Consider the following 19,790-nt stretch of genomic DNA (forward strand, 5'->3'; position numbering starts at 1 on the left):
TTTTTTTGTCTACTCTGTTTATGTTTCTCATCAATCGGAGAGTCATTGATGGAGTAGGCGACGAAACACACTAAGAAAATAGAGAGAAAATTAATGAAAGCATACCAGCGTGATTTTATTGAGTTTGCACTAGAGAAAGAAGTGCTTAAGTTTGGCGAATTTACTTTAAAATCTGGTCGTAAGAGCCCTTACTTCTTTAACGCTGGCTTGTTCAATACCGGTCGTGATTTGGCGAGACTAGGGCGTTTTTATGCTGCTGCTTTGGCTGATTCTGGTATTGATTACGATGTGTTGTTTGGCCCTGCGTATAAAGGCATTCCAATTGCAACAACGACAGCTGTTGCATTGGCCGATCACCACGATGTGGATACGCCATACTGCTTTAACCGTAAAGAAGCAAAAAACCATGGTGAAGGTGGCAACCTAGTCGGCAGTCCGCTAGAAGGACGCATTATGCTGGTGGATGATGTAATTACAGCGGGCACAGCGATTCGTGAGTCGATGGAAATCATTAAAGCGAGTGGCGCGGACTTAGCGGGTGTTCTAGTGGCGATTGACCGCCAAGAAAAAGGCAAAGGTGAATTGTCTGCCATTCAGGAAGTGGAGCGCGACTTTGGTTGTGCCGTTATTTCGATTGTGAGCTTGACGGATCTTATTTCTTACCTCAAAGAGAAAGGTGGGAATTCAGAATACCTTGAAGCTGTAAAAGCGTACCGCGCAGAATTCGGAATTTAACTTAGCGATAGAGTTAAAGTACAAATGTTAAAAAAGACAGCCTAGGCTGTCTTTTTTTATTGATAGGTCTTGAACCAACAGAGGTCAGTCGTTATAAAGGTACCCACGTTCACTGCCATCGTGCATGGTTTTGAATCGACGGTGCATCCACATGTACTGATCCATGCCTCGGGTGATGACTTTCTCTATGGCTTTGTTCATGACGATCGCCGCACCTTCAGCATCTCTTCTTGGGAATTGAGCACTGATATCGCTGTCTATTTCTAAGCAATACTGATTCCCACTTCGCAAGCTTGATGCCGTAATGACAGCACATTTACCCATATCGACTAAAAATCCGGTGCCAGAAGGGGTACAAGCTTTTTCGTATTCAAAAAAAGGAACATAAACGGAGTTTTGGCTGCCGTAATCCTGATCCGGTAGATACCACAATCGCCCACCCGACTTCAGAACGCGGACCATGCCACGAACGTCCTCTCTATCGACCATTTGATGTCCGAATCGAGTTCGTCCCCAATTCTGAATAAAGTCGACCACTGGGTTTTCGTGAGGGCGATATACCCCATAACCTGGTGCAAATTGGCTGAAAGCGCGAGCGGTAATCTCAAGGTTTAGCATGTGAGTACAAACAACCAGCACCCCTTTGCCTTGAGCTTCTAGATCTAGGATATGCTGATCGTTTTTAAAATTGATGATGCGTTTGAAGCGCCAGTTGGGCCAAAACCACGCAATGCCAGTTTCTATCAGTGCAAGACCGGAGTTCTTGTAGACTTCATCTGTGATACGTTGCTTTTCGGACTCTTCCATGTCTGGAAAGCAAATTTCCAAATTCTTGCGAATGATTTTGGCGCGTTTTTTAATGAGCGGTGCCACAGCTTTGCCCAAGCCTCTACCCATCTTCTTTAAGAATGGGTAAGGGAAAAGCGTTACGATCAGCGCTAACAAGCCAAATCCAAACCATACCAACCAGAAACGAGGATGAAGTAATCCTTTGTGAAATCTTGCCGTTTCAAACTTTTTCATGGATTACTGAATCTGCGCACTGAGCAGTGCCCAGTACTCCTCAAAATTGTCGGTTGGCTGGTATTTGAAATCGGAACGGACAAATCGATTTAAGCTGCCTTCTACTTGACCAAGTAATTGGGTAGCCAAAATGCTTTCGTCGACTGGGAAGGACTTACCTTCTCGAAGCTTACGCTCACGAAGGATCTGGCGTAGTTGGGTTTCGATGCGTTCAAACAGTTGATTGATTCGCTCACGTAAACGCTCGTTTTCAAACATCAACGCATGGCCAGACAGAATGCGTGAAAGACCTGGGTTGCGTTCTGAAAACGCGAGAATGAGCTGCATAACCAGTCGAATACGCTGAAGCGTGTCTTTTTCTTCATCCAGAATGCGGTTGATGCGAGACATCAGAGCGTCTTCAATGAATTCGATTAAGCCCTCGAACATGCGAGCTTTACTAGGGAAATGGCGATATAGCGCGGCTTCGGAAACACCTACTTGTTTGGCAAGTTTGGCTGTCGTAATGCGAGAGGCTCCATCAGTGGACTCCAGCATTTCAGCCAGTGCCTGTAGGATTTCTTCACGACGATTTGATTTTCGATTGCCAGTCATTCAGTCCATTCCTTAATTTTGGCAGAAAATTTACAAGCCAGCATTTTAGCGCCAGCCAGCTAAAGAGGCTAGAGATACACTCGTGATTTTCAAGGAATAAAAGAATTTGTTGTTTGCAGCGCTCAGTAAGAGCGCTGTTTATCGAAGAGAAATTGTTATTTGCTAGGCGTCATCTGCGCAGCGATTTCTTCCATCAAGGCTTTGCCCAGCTCGACTTTACTGGCGGTAGGCAAGATTTTATCCCCATCTTTCCAGAATAAATGCAGAGCGTTGCTGTCGCTATTAAAGCCGAGCCCTAGAATGGACACATCGTTGGCACAAATCATGTCTAAATTCTTTTTGGCGAGTTTGCTTTGCGCATAAGTTTCGACATCTTGTGTTTCAGCCGCAAAACCGACAGTAAAGGGACGATCCTCTTTAAGCTTGGCAACGGAGGCAATGATGTCTGGGTTTTTGACCATCCGAATCGTCATGGTATCGCTGTCGTCTGTTTTCTTGATTTTCTGATCGGCAATGGTTTCTGGTCGATAGTCAGCGACCGCAGCGCATCCAATGAAGACATTATGTTTTACAGCTTGCTCCAAGGCAGCTTGGTGCATTTCTGTAGCGCTGTCGACATCAATTCGATTCACACCCACAGGCGTGGGTAACGCGACGGGACCGCTGATTAACGTGACGTTAGCGCCTAATTTCGCCGCTGCTCTGGCAATGGCAAACCCCATTTTTCCCGAGCTGTGATTCGATATATAACGAACCGGGTCGATGGCTTCGCGAGTGGGACCTGCGGTAATCACCACGGATTTACCCGATAGCACCGAAGGGGTGAAAAAATTTTCACATAGGTGAACCAACTGCATCGGTTCGAGCATTCGACCTTGTCCTACGTCCCCACAAGCTTGCTCACCGGAAGCGGGTCCCCAAATTTCCATTCCTCGGCGGCTTAATGTCTGGATGTTTTCTTGTGTCGCTAGGTTGGCATACATTTGCTGATTCATAGCAGGAGAAACGGCGATGGGGGCATCCGTTGCCAGAACGAGTGTCGTTAATAAATCATTGCCCAACCCCGATGCCATACGCGCGATCAAATCAGCGGTTGCAGGAGCAAGCAGCACTAAATCTGCCCATTTGGCGAGTTCAATGTGCCCCATAGAAGCTTCAGCGGCGGGATCGAGTAAGCTGTCTGATACTGGTCGACCGGATACGGCTTGCATCGTCAGAGGGGTGATGAACTCTTTGGCTGCATTCGTCATAACGACTTGCACTTCTGCTCCTCGTTCGATGAGCCTGCGAGTGAGTTCGGCACATTTATACGCAGCAATTCCGCCGCTAATCCCTAAAAGTATTTTCTTTCCTGCTAGTGTCTGCATGCTGCGTTTCTCAAGTTGGTTTTGTTCCATACCCACTAACCATATCAAATATATATACTCAAACCACCTCAAGATGCTAGGTTCAGCGGCTTCTTATCCATAGATTGGGGGCTTGATTTTCAGGCAAGGCACCAATTTGCAGATCTAGTGGCTCTAAATCAAGAATTGGTAACGCAGCATGAAAACCAAGCAAACTCGCCCTTGGGAGCTCATCTTCTGTCCCATTTCATCGTCAAAGAACTTGGAAAGGACTCGTCATTCCACTGTGTTCTTTTCCTTGAACTGAAACAGAAGATAGAGCTCTGAATCCTGCACCTTGAGATGGTTTGAGTATATTTTTAATAAGACCTTAAACCTCCTCATTAAATTTCTGAGTAAGTCTTGCCCATTTTTCTGGCTTTTGGTGTGCTACAAGAGGCGTTTGTCATTCAAAGTGAATCTCTTAAATTTCATGATCTTATGTTTTGATTTTAATCAATGAATCGGTGAATAATTTTAAGGCGTTTTTCTTCTGTTTTTTTACTCAGGCATATCAACCTATTGATAAGAATAACAAATAAGAGGTTGATAATTTATTCATCTAGTTTGTCGATAAATGTCATCGATTTTTTGCGTTGTCCTTTTTTTAACCACTTATTTTTAATGTCTTACACATGGTGTGGTTATACATGGTCAGTTGTGCTGTCGGCTTGTTCTATACCACCTGTGTTGTGTCGGAATACACGGTGACGTTTCGTTCACTGAAAACATAATAAGGTAGACAACAATGAAAATAATGACGTTTGCTACACTGGCGGCTTTCTCTTTTGGAGTGCAAGCCCAACCCCTCTTCCAGGAGCCTATTGAAGCGATTGTTCCTGCTGAGGGGCTTAACACCTCTTTGGTCAAACTTGGGAAAAAGCTTTGGTTTGATCCTCGTTTATCCAAGTCGAATACTATTTCATGTAACTCTTGCCATAACTTAGCAACCGGTGGGGTGGATAACCTCCCGAGTTCGATTGGTCATGGTTGGCAAATTGGCCCCATCAATTCACCGACGGTATTGAATGCGGAGTTGAACTTCGTTCAGTTTTGGAATGGGCGAGCGGAAGACTTAAAAGCCCAAGCCGCAGGACCTATTGAAAACCCAAAAGAGATGGCGTTCACCCATACGTTAGCGATTGATACAATCAAATCGATTCCTGGTTATCAAGCATTGTTTAAAGAGGCATTTGGTAAAAGCAGTTTTGGTATCGATGAAATTACGGTTGCTATAGCGGAGTTTGAGAAAACGCTGCGTACACCTAATTCACCTTTCGACTTGTGGCTAACAGGTCAATCGGATGCGATATCGGATGTACAAAAAGAAGGGTATGCACTGTTCAAACAAAAAGGTTGTACAGCTTGTCATAGTGGTCCTTTATTAGGTGGTCAGAACTATCAGAAAATGGGGTTGGTTAAACCGTTTGCGACGGATAACCCTGATGAAGGTAGAAAAGCGATAACCGGTAAAGAGTTTGATAAGTTTGTCTTCAAAGTTCCGACGCTGAGAAACATCGAACTTACCTATCCTTACTTCCACGATGGTTCAGTTTGGGATTTGAAACAAGCAGTAAAAACCATGGCAGATATACAGTTGGGGCAGGCACTAAGTGATGATGAAGCCGAAAAAATCACAGAGTTCTTGAAATCTCTGACTGGCGAGCAGCCACGTATTACTCTTCCTCTACTGCCGCCTTCGAGTTTTGACACACCCCGACCAGATGTTGGTTAGCGGCATCGACAGATAAACAACGAATTTTGCTAGTGACTGTGTTTATCTCATTGCAGAGTTTGTTTATAGAGAGGGCGTCGCGCTCTCTCTACTATCATCTTTCTAGTTCACCCGTAACATGAACGTGGAATTTACTGATTCCTCAATTTCATAAAGATCGTTGCTCGCTCGAAATTTGCTATTTGCTAATTGATATAAAACGACATTCTCTATCCAATGAGCCTCATTATTCTTTTGCAGGTCGTTTCGATGAGCATCAAAAATCTTCCGTCTGAATCTCAGCCTAGAGAAAAGCTACTTAACCAAGGTCCTAGTGCGCTAACCGATGCTGAATTACTGGCTATTTTTCTGAGAACCGGAATCAAAGGCACCAATGTGATTGAGTTGTCCTCTCAGCTATTAGATGAATTCGGTTCGCTGCGAGCCCTCTTTTCAGCCAGCCAAGAAGACTTCTGCCAGAAGAAAGGGCTAGGGTCAGCCAAATTTGTGCAGTTAAAAGCGGTTATTGAGATGACTCAGCGTTATCTTGGGGAAACCCTAAAGCGTGGCGATGCGCTGACGAGCCCTGAACACACAAAACTTTATCTTTCGAGTATTTTGCGCGATAGGCACAGAGAAGCCTTCTATATACTGTTTCTAGATAACCAACATCGCGTGATTCAAGATGAAGTTTTATTTGAAGGGACTATTGATGCCGCAAGCGTTTACCCAAGAGAAGTGGTTAAAAGAGCGCTGCACCACAACGCGGCTGCGCTCATTTTAGCGCATAATCATCCTTCTGGCGTTGCAGAGCCAAGCCAAGCAGACAGAAGAATCACTCGGCGGTTAACAGATGCAACTGCACTGGTGGATATTCGGATCTTGGATCACTTTGTGATTGGGGATGGAGAGGTGGTTTCGTTTGCAGAAAGAGGGTGGATATGAATATTGAGCCCCGTTTTCTCGCCGAAACTGCGCTTAAAATAATAGAGAATTGCGATAAGGCATGCTGAGTCGGCTTTTAGCGTGTTTTGAGCTCACATTTTAGTTGTCTGCTAGTCAAAATCTGCTATCATCCCCGCACTGAAATTTATGAACCTCAATCAGCTCTGCCTAAAAAAGATCACGAAAACCTGTAAAAAGGATCTGTTCGGGTCTTGAGCAATGCATATCAAGTTAGTATAATGCGCGACCTTTGATAGCCTTGTATGGGTATTCCATAACGGTATTTGGCCTCCAGTCTTCTTATATGATAGATAGAGAGGTTCGGCCACCAAGGTTGATATCGAGCTGAAACGATTTGGAGAAGACATTCATGTCCCGAGTATGCCAAGTAACTGGTAAGCGTCCTGTAACGGGTAACAACCGTTCACACGCACGAAATGCTACCAAGCGTCGTTTTCTGCCGAACCTACAAACTCATCGTTTCTGGGTAGAAAGCGAAAAGCGCTTTGTTAAACTACGTCTAACTGCTAAGGGTATGCGTATTATTGATAAGAAAGGCATCGATGCTGTTCTTGTTGATATCCGTGCTCGTGGCGAGAACGTATAAGAGGAATTGAACAATGGCTAAAGGCATTCGTGAGAAAATCCGTCTAGTATCTTCTGCTGGAACTGGTCACTTCTACACAACTGACAAAAACAAACGTAACATGCCAGGCAAATTTGAGATCAAAAAGTTTGATCCAGTTGTACGCAAGCACGTTATGTACAAAGAAGCGAAAATCAAGTAATTGATTTCCAAATTCTTTGCTAGTGTTTAAAAACCCAGTCAATCGACTGGGTTTTTTATTACCTATTAACTCACTTCCAAGCGCAAGTTAACTAGACGTCACAAATTGTGTTGTGACTAAAACTCATTTAAGCAACAACTACAGAAAGGGGAATAGATAACTCTTTTCTACCGATACTGCTACCCATTCTTTTTGCCAATTTTGAAGCAACCAAAAGCTTGGGGTTTGGTAAAATGTGATTCTTTCCGGCTCTTCGACACCGACATACCACACCTCTAACGTTCTGGCGGGGGGGAGATTTCCTTTCAATTTATCGTACGTACCTGAATCCACCTGAGTACCGGTTAGCTCTGTCCATCGGAGCGCAGCTTGTAAAGGGTCGATAGACAGTTGGCGTGTCGAATTCCATTCATTGTCGACATTTTCAAGCGACCATTGAGCAAAATGCAAGGCACTTGGCTTTTCATTCGGGCTAATAACATAAGGAAGCGTGTTGGTTTCACCAAGCCCAAAGTGCTTTCTTAATACACTTGGCGCATTGATAACGGCAATAAATGCCAAGATCGATAAGATCAGAATGTTGTTCCAGCCACGACGGGAAAGCTTCATTGAATGCCTCAAACAGACGTATTTTGAGTATAATCATAACCTCGTTCCCGATATACCGACAGCCTAATCAAGGAATTAAGATGCCAGAGTTACCAGAAGTTGAAGTGAGTCGCCTAGGGATTACACCTCATTTGAAAGGGCAAAAAGTCAAAGCAATATACGTGAGACAGCCCAAGCTGCGTTGGATGGTGCCAGAAAGTATTCAAACATTGGTAGGCAAAGAAATTCTGGATATTACGCGTAGAGCAAAATACCTGATGATAGAAACAAAGGCGGGTAGCGCCGTCGTGCATTTAGGAATGTCGGGAAGTTTACGCGTTTTGGATGCTTTCATTGAACCGGGAAAGCACGATCACGTTGATCTGGTTTTAACCAATGGCAAAGTCCTTCGCTATAACGATCCTCGACGCTTTGGATCGTGGTTACACGCGGAATATGGAGAGCAACCTGATGTGCTTAATCATTTGGGACCAGAGCCGTTAACGGATGCTTTCGATATTGATTATTTTACACAGCAAGCCAAGCGTAAGAAAACCGTTGTTAAACAGTTCATTATGGATAACAAAGTCGTGGTGGGTGTGGGTAACATTTACGCCAATGAATCACTATTTATGTCTCGTATCCATCCACAGTTACCAGCCAATCAACTCAATGATAGCGAGCTTGAATTATTGCACAGCAACATCAAGCGAGTACTGGATACGGCGATTAAACAAGGTGGGACGACGCTTAAGGATTTCAATCAAGCTGATGGCAAGCCTGGTTATTTCGCCCAAGAGCTTCAAGTGTACGGACGCTCGGGGGAAAAATGCACGGTTTGTGAGAGCGTGATCGAAGATGTCAAAATTGGGCAGCGAAATACTTTCTACTGCCCAGAGTGTCAGCCTTTAGAGCGCTCTTGATACTTCTTCTCCAAAGCTGCAGCGACGATAGTGGGAACAAACTGTGCAACACTACCACCGTGAATGGCGACTTCGCGGACAATGGTGGATGAAATAAATGCGTGCTCTTCGGCAGGGGTAAGGAACACACTTTCTAACCCTGGCAGCAGCCTTCGGTACATATTTGTTAAGCCAAATTCGTACTCAAAGTCGCCAGCGGTTCGTAGCCCACGAATCAGAACATTGGCTTGTTCTGTGCGAGCAAAGTCCACCATCAGCCCTGAAAAACCTTTTGTTGTGACGTTATCTAAATGCTTCGTGACAACTTGTGCAAACTTGACTCGTTCTTCCAAGGTGAACATGGTGTTCTTACTTGGGCTGGCGGCGACGGCGACAATCACTTCATCAAACATATCGGCAGCACGTTCAATCAAATCTAAATGGCCGTTAGTTAATGGGTCGAAGGTGCCCGGGTAAATCACTCGAGAGATACGTTTTGCTGACACATTTAACTCGCTTGCTTTTATTCATTAATCTGCTGTCATCATAGCAAAAAACACTCAAACTTCGCTATGTAACTGGGTATCATGTGTGGCGAACCACAGTGCGGAAAATAAGATGAAAAAAATACTGGTTATTCGAAACGATAAGATAGGCGATTTTATGTTGGCATGGCCGAGTTTCGCTATGCTAAAACAATCAATGCCTGATGTAGAAATTGCCGCACTTGTTCCTAGCTATACCAAAGCATTGGCAGAGCTTTGCCCTTGGATTGATTCTGTTATCGTCGATTGTGGTTCAAAAGCGCCGAAACAAGAAAAAACGAAGCTGGTGAGACGAATAAAATCGGAGCAATTTGACGCTTCAATCAATTTATTCTCTACTTCTTACAACGCATCACTGGTATGGAAAGCCAAAATTCCTTACCGGCTTGCCCCCGCAACGAAAATTGCCCAGATTTTTTACAACAAACGAATCAAACAGAAACGTTCACAATCGGCTAAACCCGAGTATGAGTACAATCTTGATCTTGTTCGCTCATTTTTATTGGATATCGGAGGCAAGATTGTTGAGCCCAACGCACCTTATTTGACTATAACGGCAGATGTTTTAGCTGCGCAAAAGGGCAAACTGGCTAGGCAGTTAGATATCTCCCAAGACAAGTCTTGGGTGTTTGTACATGCAGGCAGCGGCGGTTCGGCTAATAATCTTTCATTGGAACAGTATTCAGCGTTTATCCAAAATTTGCAGGTTGATAGAGAATACGTTCTCACGGCTGGTCCGGGTGAAGAAAATAAAGCCATGGAATTGCATGCTTTGTTGTCCGACTTTGGTGTGAAGTCAGTGGTATACAGCAAAAACGAAGGGCTGGTCGATTTTACCTATTCCATTGCATGTGCAGACATGTTTATTGCGGGCTCGACGGGACCCCTTCATATAGCAGCAACGTTGGATGTACCCACGGTCGGGTTCTTTCCTAGTAAGCGCTCAGCAACGCCACTTCGTTGGCGACCCATTAATTCAGAAGGCAAGCACATTGCTTTTTGCCCACCTGAAGCCAGCAGTAAAGATCAGCAAGAAGATATGTCTCGTATTGATGTGAAGGAATGTGCCGAGCAAGTGAAGCAGTGGTGGGCAGATATAGAATAAACTGCCCTTCAGTATAGGGTTTAGTCACCCATTATTTGTAATGAGGATCGTTATCTCTCGCCCACAAATCTGCGTATTTGATAAAGGTTGAATGCGCGGATAACAAAGCAATCAAGAATCCTTGTTTCCCATCTAAAAAGCCTCGCTTTAGTACGTACATTTTCATAAAACAGGCGAGCGCATGAACCACACCTTGAGACAGCGACGCTTTTTTTCCTTTAGCCTGCCTTTGATCCGCCCAAGCTTTGCCATAACCGGCTGACTTAACGAGGTAATGGTTAAGATTGTTATAGGTGTAATGGTGCAAATCACCCTCAAGTGATTCAATTGTCATGCTGTTATCAGTGATAACCTTTTCATGAACAAGTGCGTCGTTGTAGCTGGTAAGTCCTGTAGGATAAAGCCTAAGGACTCTATCTGGGTACCAGCCACTGTGCTTGATGTAACGACCAAATACCCAGCTTAACCTCGGTATTTGAAATACGATGGATGAAGGATTTTTTTCTAACGCGAGTTGAATGTTCTCTTTTAGCTCTGGTGTCACTCTTTCATCTGCATCAAGCCAGAATAAGTAATCTGATTCGACGTAGGATTGAGCGAGCTGACGTTGTGGTCCAAAACCTTTCCAGTCAGCATTCACGTAGAACTTATCAGTGAACTTCTTTGCAATCTCTTCTGTATTGTCTGTACTTCCGGAGTCCAGAATAACGATCTCATCAACCCAATCATGAACCGTAGACAGGCACTGTTCTAAGTGAGCAGCTTCATTTTTTACTATCAGTGCAACGGCAAGTGTCGGTCTGCTCACGATGGTTCCTTTTTATTCGGTAGGAGTTGGCTAACAACGGTCTCAAATTGGTCAATAACCATGTCAGAAGTAATACGCTCCATCGCTTTCGGATCTTTTACTCTACTCCTCCATGGAAGTTCAGCTGATGTTTTACCCGTTTCCTCTAGGATGGCTTCTTCATAAACAGAAACAACGTTGTCGAGTTGTAAATAAGGGCCGGTTCGTTCTGGGTTATGGTGTGCGTACAACCCAATTACAGGAGTTAGCATTGCATTCGCGATGTGGGTTGGACCTGAATCCGGAGCAACGAGAAGGTCAGCATGATCTATGATGGCAATCATCTGGCTTATCGTTGTTTTTCCAACTAAGTTATTAATTTGGGAGTTGTCAAAACGACTTAGAATGTCTTGTGCGAGAGCTGTCTCGGTCTTGTCAGGGCTTCCGATGAGCGTAACTTTCCAACCTAGGTTGAGAGCATGGCTTATTAAATCTTGGTAACCCTTTGTCGTCCAGTTTTTGTAACCTTTGCTGGTCCCTGGAGCAATAACCAAGTTTGATTCTGTCTCTGACAATTGCGTAGTTGCCCACTTTTTGTCTGACTCCGAGAGCTGAATATTCCAGACTGGTTTTAAATGTTCCACACCAATTGCTTCAGCAAACCCCATCATTCCGTCAAGCACATGCTTTTTATCAGAGCTTCTAATTCTTTCGTTAATGAATAACCGCTGAAGATCTTTACTGCGGTCTTCATCAAATCCTATTTTACGTTTTGCTTTAATACCTAGAGCAACGAAGCTGGCGCGCAAAGCGTATTGCATATGGAGTAGAATATCAAATCGATAATTTTTGAGTTTCTTCCAAATCTCAAAGTATCCTTTCATGCCATTATTTTTATCGAATGATATGACCTCGACATTAGGGATCAGTCTGATGAGGTGTGATTCGACTGAACCACATACCCAAGTTATCTTCATCAAAGGATAATGCTTTTGAATTGCTTGAATAGCTGAAACGGTATTGCAGACATCTCCGAGAGCGGAGAGTCTAACAATGCAGATTGATTCTGGCTTTGGCTTATTCTTCACTATAAGAATTCATCAAACGAATGGACATAAAGATATATTCCTTAACTTTTAGTCTCAGAAAAAATGGATAATTTAACAGCGCCTTCTTCATCTATATCAACAAACCTAGAGTCGTATCCATTAAGTAATCCGTTGAACAAGACGCCTTTGTCACATGAACCAACAGGAACGTCTCTGTTCAAGGTTTTCGCTATCATCTCGCTAAAGTTCTTATGGAGAAGCTTTTTACAGTCAGCGTAAGGTTTGACAACAGTGTCGTAGATACTTTGTGAGTTCGTTAGCACGATACCTGGAACCATATAGGATGCTGGTAAATCCAATGAGCGGCTGATTCTTTTTCCATCAACATGCGTACCGTGATCGGAAGTAATAAAGATAATCCATGGTTTAGATTTGGACTTTTCTTTCACCTGTTCTAATAAAATCTTAATATTTGCATCTGTGTAGTGCACGGAGTTTTCGTACTCTTGCAATTCTGTTCCCGTACCAAAGATTTTTTTGTCATGAGGTGACTTCGCATCAAAAGGAGCATGACTTCCGTTCGGTTGTAAAACAGCAAAAAAAGGTTCTTCGAGTTCTAATTTCGCGAACTGCTCAATAGCTAGTCTATCGTCGGACTCCTGCCTATCATTAAAGCGGCTATCCATGAGTGGAGGCGTAAAGTAGTAATCACTATACTTCCCTGCTACTAGCTTATATATGTGATTAACATAGCTTTCCCCCTGCGTGCTTAGATAGGCTGTTTGATAGTCGGCAAGTTTCGCGTATCGGAACAAACTTGTGTTGAATGACGATGCCTGCTTTCTAGCATCTGGTCTATCTATCATATGGAAAAATCGCACACTTGACGGCATGGTTGCAGCTGCCCCAGCGATGGTTTCCCTCGACAGTGTATGTATATCGTTGTCTTGAATGAGCTGACTAAGGATTGGGGTTGTATCTAAATGATAACCATATTCCCCCATGTATTTTGAACTTAAGCTTTCTCCAAAATAAATGAAAATATTAGGTGTTTCTGACGAGCTAGCTCTTAAATCCGGATATTCATCTTGCCTGAAACTCGAGTACAGGTTTCCTCCTGTAGCATCGGATATCAGCATTGAAGCAAAAATTCCATAAGAGTTATGGAAAGAGCGAATTAAGCTGTGTGTGTCTTTCGTGAACCTCTTTTCAATTTTCTCTGGGTAAAGTACGCCATCTCTTATGGGTTGGAATAGAAAAATAACTAAAATGAGTACGTTAGCTGTTTTATAGCCCGGCAAGTTCTTTCCAAGCCTATAAACCCAATATACGAAAGTCATAGAAGCAACAATAAATGCTAACGACTTCAATATAATGGAGAGACCAAGCTTAGGTAGAATATTGACGACTTCGGAGAGGTTTTCAAAGAGTAAGTAGAGGTTTACTGGGTCAATCCAACCACCGTAGAAAAAAGCATTTGAGCTTTGAAAAGTCAGCGCAAGAAAAATGAAAAGTGAGAGTAGTATTTTGAATTTTTTTGTTGAAAAAGCAATGAGTAAGCCTAGAGTTAAGGAAATCTGAATGCTTTCCCAAACATTTTGACTGGTAGTGATATCTGTGAGCGCCCTCAATAGGTATTCAGCAAATAACAAGGCTGCTAACAACAGTGTGCTAAGTAATGTAAAAGTAAAGATTTTTTTCTTTAACGTCATGCTTATCTTCAAATATTAGTAGCGAATATATAACGGTCAAATGAATTATAGGGTTTTCTAGTCGGTAAATGCTTTTCCAATCATACTCCCTATGATGCGGGCTGGATTTCCACCTAATATAATGTCATTTTCGTCGTACGTTTTGTGTAGATGTGTTGAGGTTGCCACCACACAATTGTTACCGATTGAGCTTCCCTTAGTCATGGTAACCCTTGCTCCAATCCAAGATTTGTCACCTATAGAAATTGGCAAATCGTGGTTTAGCCTAATGTTTTGCGTTGTGTCGATGATGGGGTGAAAGTCGGTATCCATAATGATTGTTTGCCAAGACACAAGACAACCGTCACCGATGCGTACCTCTTTTTCACAGACAACGGTGGACTCACCAGTGAGATTTGTATTAGAGCCAATGTTAAGGTTTCCATCAATAAAGAGTTTGCAACCAGTCCCGATCTTAACACGCTCCCCTAGAGTTACCTTCCCCGATTCTCCTAATGACCAGAGCATTCTAGAGCGACTACTGTCTGCTACTTGAACTTGCCCGAATCCTATACGGATCTTACCCGTATTCGCTGATTTTGGGATTTTTACAACTCCACCTAAACGCAAAAATTTGACTCGATGAGACACAACAACCGGAAACTTTATGGCTTGGGAAAAAGGCAAATACCGGAAGTTGAACAACAAACTCTTAGGGATAGCTCTGCAATATAGGTAAATTTTTGAAAGAGTTTTAGTTAGCTGCATTGCTTTATTCGCCTTTAGCTTTGGTGTTTTTTCTTTTCCACATGATGTTCCACGCTTTCATTCTCCAGAATCGATAGAAGCGATAGCTTTCTCTTGTGATTTTATATAAGAAATGAACTTTGGTTTTTGCATCAAGCTGTATATGGGTGCCTAGGTCGTTGGGAGCTGAAACTATGGGAGGAACAATCCCAACAGATGGGACTTTGTGTATATAGGAGCTACCTATAAAGTAATCAACAGAGTAACACCAACGAAAGCTGGCCTCTAGGAATGCTTTAGCACCTGCTGGGGAAATCGAATAACCACCCGTACGCATATCATTACAATCCCAATACACCAAGTTAAATTCCTCTTTTATAGAATTTACTATGGATGAGCTGCCTGATTGGGTTTCGAGTCTAATGTATCCGTACTTATCGTGGAGCTGTTCAAGATCAACGATCATTTTTTTGAAGCCATCCAAAGGAATTGCGTCATCCTCGAGAACGACTATTGGTTTATCTAGCTCGATACATTTTTGCCAAAGTAAATAGTGGCTGGCATAGCATCCACGTTCACCGCTAGAGAGAGGTCTACTTTTAAAGACTTTTCTAAAATGGTCATCAGGTAAATCAACAAGAGGCGAGGGTAAGCCTTTGTGTCCATTGACGGCGTCAAAAATGGTGTAATTAAGATTAGCTTCGCTCAAAATTTTTGTAATTCTTGCTCGTCTTTCGGTAGCTTCAGCCAAGCTTATGATGAATATATCCATGTTCTATAGTGGTATCTGCTGACTTAGTTCAACGGGTAGTTTAACATAGCAATTTCAGACCATGCATATTTAAAATTCTTTGGATTCATATGAGTAAAATGATTCACGCTATTTGGTTAGGTAAGAAAATGCCTCCACTTTCCCACGCTTGTATCAATGACTGGAAGAAGCAGAATTATGAAGTTCGGCTTTGGACGGACTCGTCTGAGCAAGTCTTAAGGTGGATTGAAGAATGTGAATTTACAAAGGAATGCTATAAAAGAGGGCTTTTTGCGTTTGTTAGTGATTACTTGAGAGTTCGTATATTGCATGAATATGGTGGGCTTTATTTAGACACTGACGTGACCATAGTTAGAGATCCCTTTGAATTGTTTGCCGATTGTGATTTCTGTGTTGGTTTGGAGAATGACAGTCTTGTAGGTACTGCAGCTATTTATTCTATTAAGTCACAAGAGATTCTAGGCAAGTTACTTGATTTCTATCAGTGTGAAATCATGTCCTCTGCGCTATTTATGGGACCAGATATTATGACAAATACAGTGGAAGACTTTAAAAGTAGCGATGCAATTAAAATACTAAAACCTGAGTACTTTTTCTCTTATCAAGGTCAAGCATTAGAATTTGAGCACCCCGAGAATGCTTACGTAGTTCATTGGTATCAGCATACTTGGGAAAACAATGAAATCCCATATTTAAAGTCTAAGCATAAAGGGCTTCTTGGCAAAATATATGAATATCAGAAGCCCTTATTTCGATGGAAATGAAAGTTTAATTATCGAGTGATTCTAGATACTTTTCGTATCTTCTAGATAGTGGGATAGTATATATAACTGCCATAAAAACAGTGTAGGTCCAAAGCCCAGATTTCATATACCAGAAAGATTCAAATGTATTGACGATGAGCCAATAGACTAAAAACATAACTGCTAAATATTTAATGTTTTGGGTGTGCTTATCTTTAATTGTACATCTAAATAACTCAACTATAGGAAAAACTAGCAAAATAAAACACATTATTAAACCAATAAAACCAAATCGTAACATGGTCGCAATATATGAATTGTGCACATGCTTAAACTCTTCTGTGACACTGGCTGCTAGTCTAGAAGAATGTTCAATTATATGAGGCTCAATACCATTGCCAAACCCTAAAAAAGGACTTTTAATAAGCCACTTGACAGATTCGTACCATAATTGGATCCTAATTCCGATACTCGTATATGGTGTATTAGTGAAGTCTCCAGTAAGAATATAATCAGTTATAACATAGAGCTCTGATTTTAATCTCTGATAAAGAATGTCCGATTCAAGCCCAATAAGAATGAATAACATACCGATTGAAAAAATAAAGCTCAATGTTTTAATGTTTAATTTTCCTCTATTATAATGGCTATAGACTTTTGCACATACTAAAGATAGAGCAATGCCAAGTATGGCTTGGCGAGTTTGCATTATACTTTGAAGAATAATTAGAAAGATAATTAATAACAAAGAAGTTACTATTAAAGTTATGCTTTTGGGGGACTCTTTAACGAGTTTAGATAAAAAGCACACTGAAATTAAAATTGAAGCACCAATAATTAGTGCGCCATGTTGAGCATTTCTATAGTCAAAATCTACCCGCGCCCCTGAGAGCCCTACAGAAATTTCAGCTAGTATAGATGCATGGTAGTTGAGAGTAAAAATAGAGCCGAAAACAAAGAAAGCTAGCATAACCCAGATGTATTTTTCATTGCTTCTCAACCAAAAAGCGATAAAGAAAAAAACAAAAAACTCTAGAAAACGCCCTAATTGAGGTGAGTCAGTCGCTATTTCTGGGTAAAAATGAAGAGAATAAAGCCAGCTGCTTAGCTGCACAATCAAAGCTATTGGTAGTAACCATAGTAACTTCTCTCGTTTAAAGAAAGGCCAATGAATGACCAATGTTATCAAAGAGGATAATAGCAAAAATGTTTGAAATATATCGGCTAGTAGTCGCCAAGAGTCTTTAAATGCCGCATAAATGCATGCACTAAAAACCATTAGTAAAATGAATTTTTCAGAGTTTAGAACTCTTGTTATTCGGCTATTTATCATTTTCAAAATTCACTTATATATCTAATGTATTTATGCATAAAGCGATAGGGCTCTTATCCTTAATATATGACCTTGATATATTTATCAAGTCATCTTCTTCACTTGAGTTGAGTCGTCGAAATATCTTTTTAGGCAAGTTTATTTTATCCGTAATTTCAGTAACACCTAATGACGTTAAGTCCTCGGTAATGCTCTTAAAGTTAAAAAAGCTGGGGCCAATCAGTGAAGGTATTCCGATTGCTGTAGGTTCTAATAAATTGTGCCCTCCCACCTTATCCCCAATCAAACTCCCCCCCATAAAACATACATCGGAGGCTTGCATGAGCGTGAGCATTTCTCCCATGGTATCGCCGATGTAAACTTGAATTGAATCGATTTGGGCAGAAGATGTTCTTCTGGAATAAGAAAAACCTTCGTTGTTTACTCGCTGTGAAACAGAATTGAACCTTTCTGGATGGCGGGGGACGAGAATTAAAACGGAGTTTGGAAGCTTTTTCAGAATCTCTTTATGAGCGTTTAATACTTGTTCTTCTTCGCCCTGATGCGTACTGGCGGCAATCCAGACGGGGCGGTCTTTCCCTAGTTGCTCTCGTAATGCATTTCCAGCGTCAATGATCTCACTTGTTACTGTGATTTCAAACTTTATTGAGCCAGTCACTGATAACTTCCCTTTCGGAACTCCAAGTTTTTCGAAGTTATCAGCGTCTTCTTGGTGTTGACAAAGCACCTTGGTTAGGCTTTTGCCTATTTCATTAAACAGAGGGCGGATCTTTTGATATCCGCGTCTAGATTTATCCGAAAGGCGGGCGTTTAGCAATGAAATTGGGATACCAGCTTCTGCTACAGTATGCAAGGTATTAGGCCAAAGCTCGGTTTCAACTATGATCATTTGCGAAGGTTTGGTAACTTTCAAAAATCGCCTAACTGCAAAACTAAAATCGATTGGCATATATCGGTGTATAGCAATATCTGATAGCTTTTCTGCTTGCTCTGCGCCCGTCGGGGTCGTGGTAGTGATCAATATTGGTGTATCGGGAACGTTTTTTTTTAATTCTTTTATAAAAGGAGTCACCGCAAGGACTTCACCCACTGATACAGCGTGTATCCATATCGGGCTCACTTCACTATCCAATTTAGGCGTCAATCCAAAATGTTCTCTCCAACGAGAACCGACAGATGGCTTGTTTTTGCGTTTCCGGAAAAGACCATAAAGTAATACTGGCGCGGCTAATGTGAGTATAATGGTGTACAAGACTCTTGCGATCATGCCGAAGCCTTATTTGTTTCTAATGCGGATATCACGCGGTTAGGAGGCAACTCTGTTAAACACTTCATATGCCCGTATGGGCATGTCTTCTTAAAACATGGACGGCACTGAATGTCAGTGTGCAGCATGGTCAACTTGTCGGTTAATGGCGGCGTATACTTTGGTGAGCTTGACCCATAAATCGCTACAATGTTGCAGCCGACCGCAGCCGAGACATGCATTAAACCAGAATCGTTGCAGACAACGGTATCACAGGCTGCGAGTAAGTCTACGGCTTCAATTAAGCTCGTTTGTCCGGCCAGATCATGGCAATACGCTTGAAGTGCTTCGGGTAAGGCGTTTCTAATCTTCTGAGTGACTTCTCTGTCTTTGGCAGATCCAAATAACCAAACTTGTTTGCCTTGTTCTATAACAAATTGTGCAACTTTCGCGTAGTAAGCGTCGGGCCACCGCTTTGCAGGACCGTACTCGGCACCAGGGCAAAGGCCAATTGCGATTCTTTCATCGGACAGGTTTAATCTAAGTAAGGCACTTCGCTGAGAGTCTGAATCTATCGTAAGTTTTGGTGTTGGGCACTGTGGTAAGACAACCGAATCTAGCATGGTATTTTTGCTGTGGGCGAGTGCGACATACCGCTCGACCATATATTGGAAAACTTTTCGATCAGGACGTAAATCGTTAAGCAATCCATATCGCATTTCACCTTTCCAGCCAGTACGGTGCGGTATGCCCGCAAACCAAGGGATCAGTGCAGACTTCGCCGAATTAGGGAGGATGAAAGAGTGCGTATAGCCTTCTTGGGCTAGAGATTTACCTATTTTACGTCGACCGAATAAATTAAACTCCCCGTGCCCCATAGGCATTTCTATGGCTCGGGATATCTCGGGCATACGTTCTAGGATGGGTTTACACCAAGCAGGAGCAAGTACGTCAATCGTGGCTTCCGGGTGCTGGGTCTTCAATTCTGTGTACAGGCTTTGCGACATTACCATGTCGCCCACCCATGAAGGTCCAATAACCAAAATCTTCATACTGTTGCTCACTGATTTCTCTTCTAGTGCAATAGGATATCATTAT

21 protein-coding genes are annotated in these 19,790 nt (G+C 42.5%); 8 read left to right on the forward strand and 13 right to left on the reverse strand.

Translation table 11 applies throughout. From position 1 onward, the window contains the following. The first annotated feature begins 93 nt into the window (after window positions 1–93). Complete coding sequence (gene pyrE / locus Q8W40_RS12900) at window positions 94–735, forward strand: orotate phosphoribosyltransferase (RefSeq protein WP_305397585.1); 642 nt, start codon at window positions 94–96, stop codon at window positions 733–735. A gap of 84 nt (window positions 736–819) precedes the next feature. Here pyrE and lpxL read toward each other — a convergent pair whose 3' ends face one another. The 3 genes from lpxL to coaBC form a co-directional block, all read right to left on the reverse strand. After that, window positions 820–1,758 (reverse strand): LpxL/LpxP family Kdo(2)-lipid IV(A) lauroyl/palmitoleoyl acyltransferase, encoded by a 939-nt coding sequence (gene lpxL, locus Q8W40_RS12905; RefSeq protein ID WP_305397587.1) that lies wholly within the window; start codon window positions 1,756–1,758, stop codon window positions 820–822. 3 nt (window positions 1,759–1,761) lie between these two features. Then, window positions 1,762–2,352 carry a nucleoid occlusion factor SlmA gene (gene slmA / locus Q8W40_RS12910; RefSeq protein WP_101111463.1) on the reverse strand — a complete coding sequence of 197 codons (591 nt, stop codon included), beginning with the start codon at window positions 2,350–2,352 and terminating at the stop codon, window positions 1,762–1,764. 155 nt (window positions 2,353–2,507) lie between these two features. Beyond that, window positions 2,508–3,719 carry a bifunctional phosphopantothenoylcysteine decarboxylase/phosphopantothenate--cysteine ligase CoaBC gene (coaBC, locus tag Q8W40_RS12915; RefSeq protein ID WP_305397976.1) on the reverse strand — a complete coding sequence of 404 codons (1,212 nt, stop codon included), beginning with the start codon at window positions 3,717–3,719 and terminating at the stop codon, window positions 2,508–2,510. A 766-nt stretch (window positions 3,720–4,485) separates the two neighbouring features. Between coaBC and Q8W40_RS12920 the strand changes: the two genes are divergently transcribed. From Q8W40_RS12920 to rpmG, 4 genes are all read left to right on the forward strand, one after another. Then, complete coding sequence (locus tag Q8W40_RS12920) at window positions 4,486–5,472, forward strand: cytochrome-c peroxidase (RefSeq protein ID WP_305397589.1); 987 nt, start codon at window positions 4,486–4,488, stop codon at window positions 5,470–5,472. Between the two features lie 249 nt (window positions 5,473–5,721). After that, window positions 5,722–6,396 carry a RadC family protein gene (gene radC, locus Q8W40_RS12925; RefSeq protein WP_101111461.1) on the forward strand — a complete coding sequence of 225 codons (675 nt, stop codon included), beginning with the start codon at window positions 5,722–5,724 and terminating at the stop codon, window positions 6,394–6,396. Between the two features lie 370 nt (window positions 6,397–6,766). Then, the gene (gene rpmB / locus Q8W40_RS12930) at window positions 6,767–7,003 is read left to right on the forward strand and encodes a 50S ribosomal protein L28 (protein WP_004728407.1); all 237 of its coding nucleotides are present in this window, start codon (window positions 6,767–6,769) and stop codon (window positions 7,001–7,003) included. A 13-nt stretch (window positions 7,004–7,016) separates the two neighbouring features. Then, window positions 7,017–7,184, forward strand: a complete 168-nt coding sequence (rpmG, locus tag Q8W40_RS12935) for a 50S ribosomal protein L33 (protein ID WP_004405486.1) — start codon at window positions 7,017–7,019, stop codon at window positions 7,182–7,184. A gap of 138 nt (window positions 7,185–7,322) precedes the next feature. On the opposite strand, the gene Q8W40_RS12940 is transcribed toward rpmG, so the two are convergent. After that, window positions 7,323–7,793, reverse strand: coding sequence for a hypothetical protein (locus Q8W40_RS12940; protein WP_305397615.1), 471 nt, complete (start codon window positions 7,791–7,793; stop codon window positions 7,323–7,325). An 80-nt stretch (window positions 7,794–7,873) separates the two neighbouring features. Between Q8W40_RS12940 and mutM the strand changes: the two genes are divergently transcribed. Continuing rightward, the gene (gene mutM / locus Q8W40_RS12945) at window positions 7,874–8,695 is read left to right on the forward strand and encodes a bifunctional DNA-formamidopyrimidine glycosylase/DNA-(apurinic or apyrimidinic site) lyase (protein ID WP_305397616.1); all 822 of its coding nucleotides are present in this window, start codon (window positions 7,874–7,876) and stop codon (window positions 8,693–8,695) included. Here mutM and coaD read toward each other — a convergent pair. Beyond that, a complete protein-coding gene (gene coaD, locus Q8W40_RS12950) occupies window positions 8,674–9,180 on the reverse strand; it encodes a pantetheine-phosphate adenylyltransferase (protein WP_305397618.1) in 507 nt (168 codons plus the stop codon). The genes mutM and coaD overlap by 22 nt on opposite strands. Window positions 9,181–9,292: 112 nt before the next feature. Between coaD and Q8W40_RS12955 the strand changes: the two genes are divergently transcribed. Then, complete coding sequence (locus Q8W40_RS12955) at window positions 9,293–10,324, forward strand: glycosyltransferase family 9 protein (protein WP_305397620.1); 1,032 nt, start codon at window positions 9,293–9,295, stop codon at window positions 10,322–10,324. Between the two features lie 31 nt (window positions 10,325–10,355). Here the strand turns inward: Q8W40_RS12955 and Q8W40_RS12960 are convergent, their stop codons facing one another. Genes Q8W40_RS12960 through Q8W40_RS12980 form a run of 5 tightly spaced genes read right to left on the reverse strand, consistent with a single transcriptional unit; the run spans window position 10,356 to window position 15,370 of the window. Beyond that, a complete protein-coding gene (locus Q8W40_RS12960; RefSeq protein WP_305397621.1) occupies window positions 10,356–11,132 on the reverse strand; it encodes a glycosyltransferase family 2 protein in 777 nt (258 codons plus the stop codon). Further along, window positions 11,129–12,199: a glycosyltransferase family 9 protein gene (locus tag Q8W40_RS12965; protein ID WP_305397623.1), complete on the reverse strand. Its 1,071-nt coding sequence runs from the start codon at window positions 12,197–12,199 to the stop codon at window positions 11,129–11,131. The genes Q8W40_RS12960 and Q8W40_RS12965 overlap by 4 nt, the downstream gene beginning before the upstream one ends. Window positions 12,200–12,240: 41 nt before the next feature. Further along, entirely contained in the window at window positions 12,241–13,872 is a 1,632-nt protein-coding gene (locus tag Q8W40_RS12970; RefSeq protein ID WP_305397624.1) for a sulfatase-like hydrolase/transferase, read from the reverse strand. A gap of 57 nt (window positions 13,873–13,929) precedes the next feature. After that, on the reverse strand, window positions 13,930–14,619 hold the full coding sequence (locus Q8W40_RS12975) for an acyltransferase (RefSeq protein WP_305397626.1): 690 nt from the start codon (window positions 14,617–14,619) through the stop codon (window positions 13,930–13,932). A 4-nt stretch (window positions 14,620–14,623) separates the two neighbouring features. Next, window positions 14,624–15,370 (reverse strand): glycosyltransferase family 25 protein, encoded by a 747-nt coding sequence (locus Q8W40_RS12980; protein ID WP_305397628.1) that lies wholly within the window; start codon window positions 15,368–15,370, stop codon window positions 14,624–14,626. 89 nt (window positions 15,371–15,459) lie between these two features. Here Q8W40_RS12980 and Q8W40_RS12985 point away from each other — a divergent pair, with 89 nt between their 5' ends. Beyond that, the gene (locus tag Q8W40_RS12985) at window positions 15,460–16,134 is read left to right on the forward strand and encodes a glycosyltransferase family 32 protein (protein WP_305397629.1); all 675 of its coding nucleotides are present in this window, start codon (window positions 15,460–15,462) and stop codon (window positions 16,132–16,134) included. Window positions 16,135–16,138: 4 nt separating this feature from the next. On the opposite strand, the gene Q8W40_RS12990 is transcribed toward Q8W40_RS12985, so the two are convergent. From Q8W40_RS12990 to waaF, 3 genes are read right to left on the reverse strand one after another with little or no spacing between them, the layout of a single operon-like run. After that, complete coding sequence (locus Q8W40_RS12990; RefSeq protein ID WP_305397631.1) at window positions 16,139–17,446, reverse strand: O-antigen ligase family protein; 1,308 nt, start codon at window positions 17,444–17,446, stop codon at window positions 16,139–16,141. A gap of 13 nt (window positions 17,447–17,459) precedes the next feature. Further along, a complete protein-coding gene (gene waaA / locus Q8W40_RS12995; RefSeq protein WP_305397633.1) occupies window positions 17,460–18,713 on the reverse strand; it encodes a lipid IV(A) 3-deoxy-D-manno-octulosonic acid transferase in 1,254 nt (417 codons plus the stop codon). Beyond that, window positions 18,710–19,744 (reverse strand): lipopolysaccharide heptosyltransferase II, encoded by a 1,035-nt coding sequence (gene waaF, locus Q8W40_RS13000; RefSeq protein ID WP_305397634.1) that lies wholly within the window; start codon window positions 19,742–19,744, stop codon window positions 18,710–18,712. Before waaF ends, waaA begins: the two co-directional genes overlap by 4 nt. Window positions 19,745–19,790 lie beyond the last annotated feature (46 nt).

This window comes from Vibrio penaeicida (assembly GCF_030689305.1).
Lineage (GTDB): Bacteria > Pseudomonadota > Gammaproteobacteria > Enterobacterales > Vibrionaceae > Vibrio > Vibrio penaeicida_B.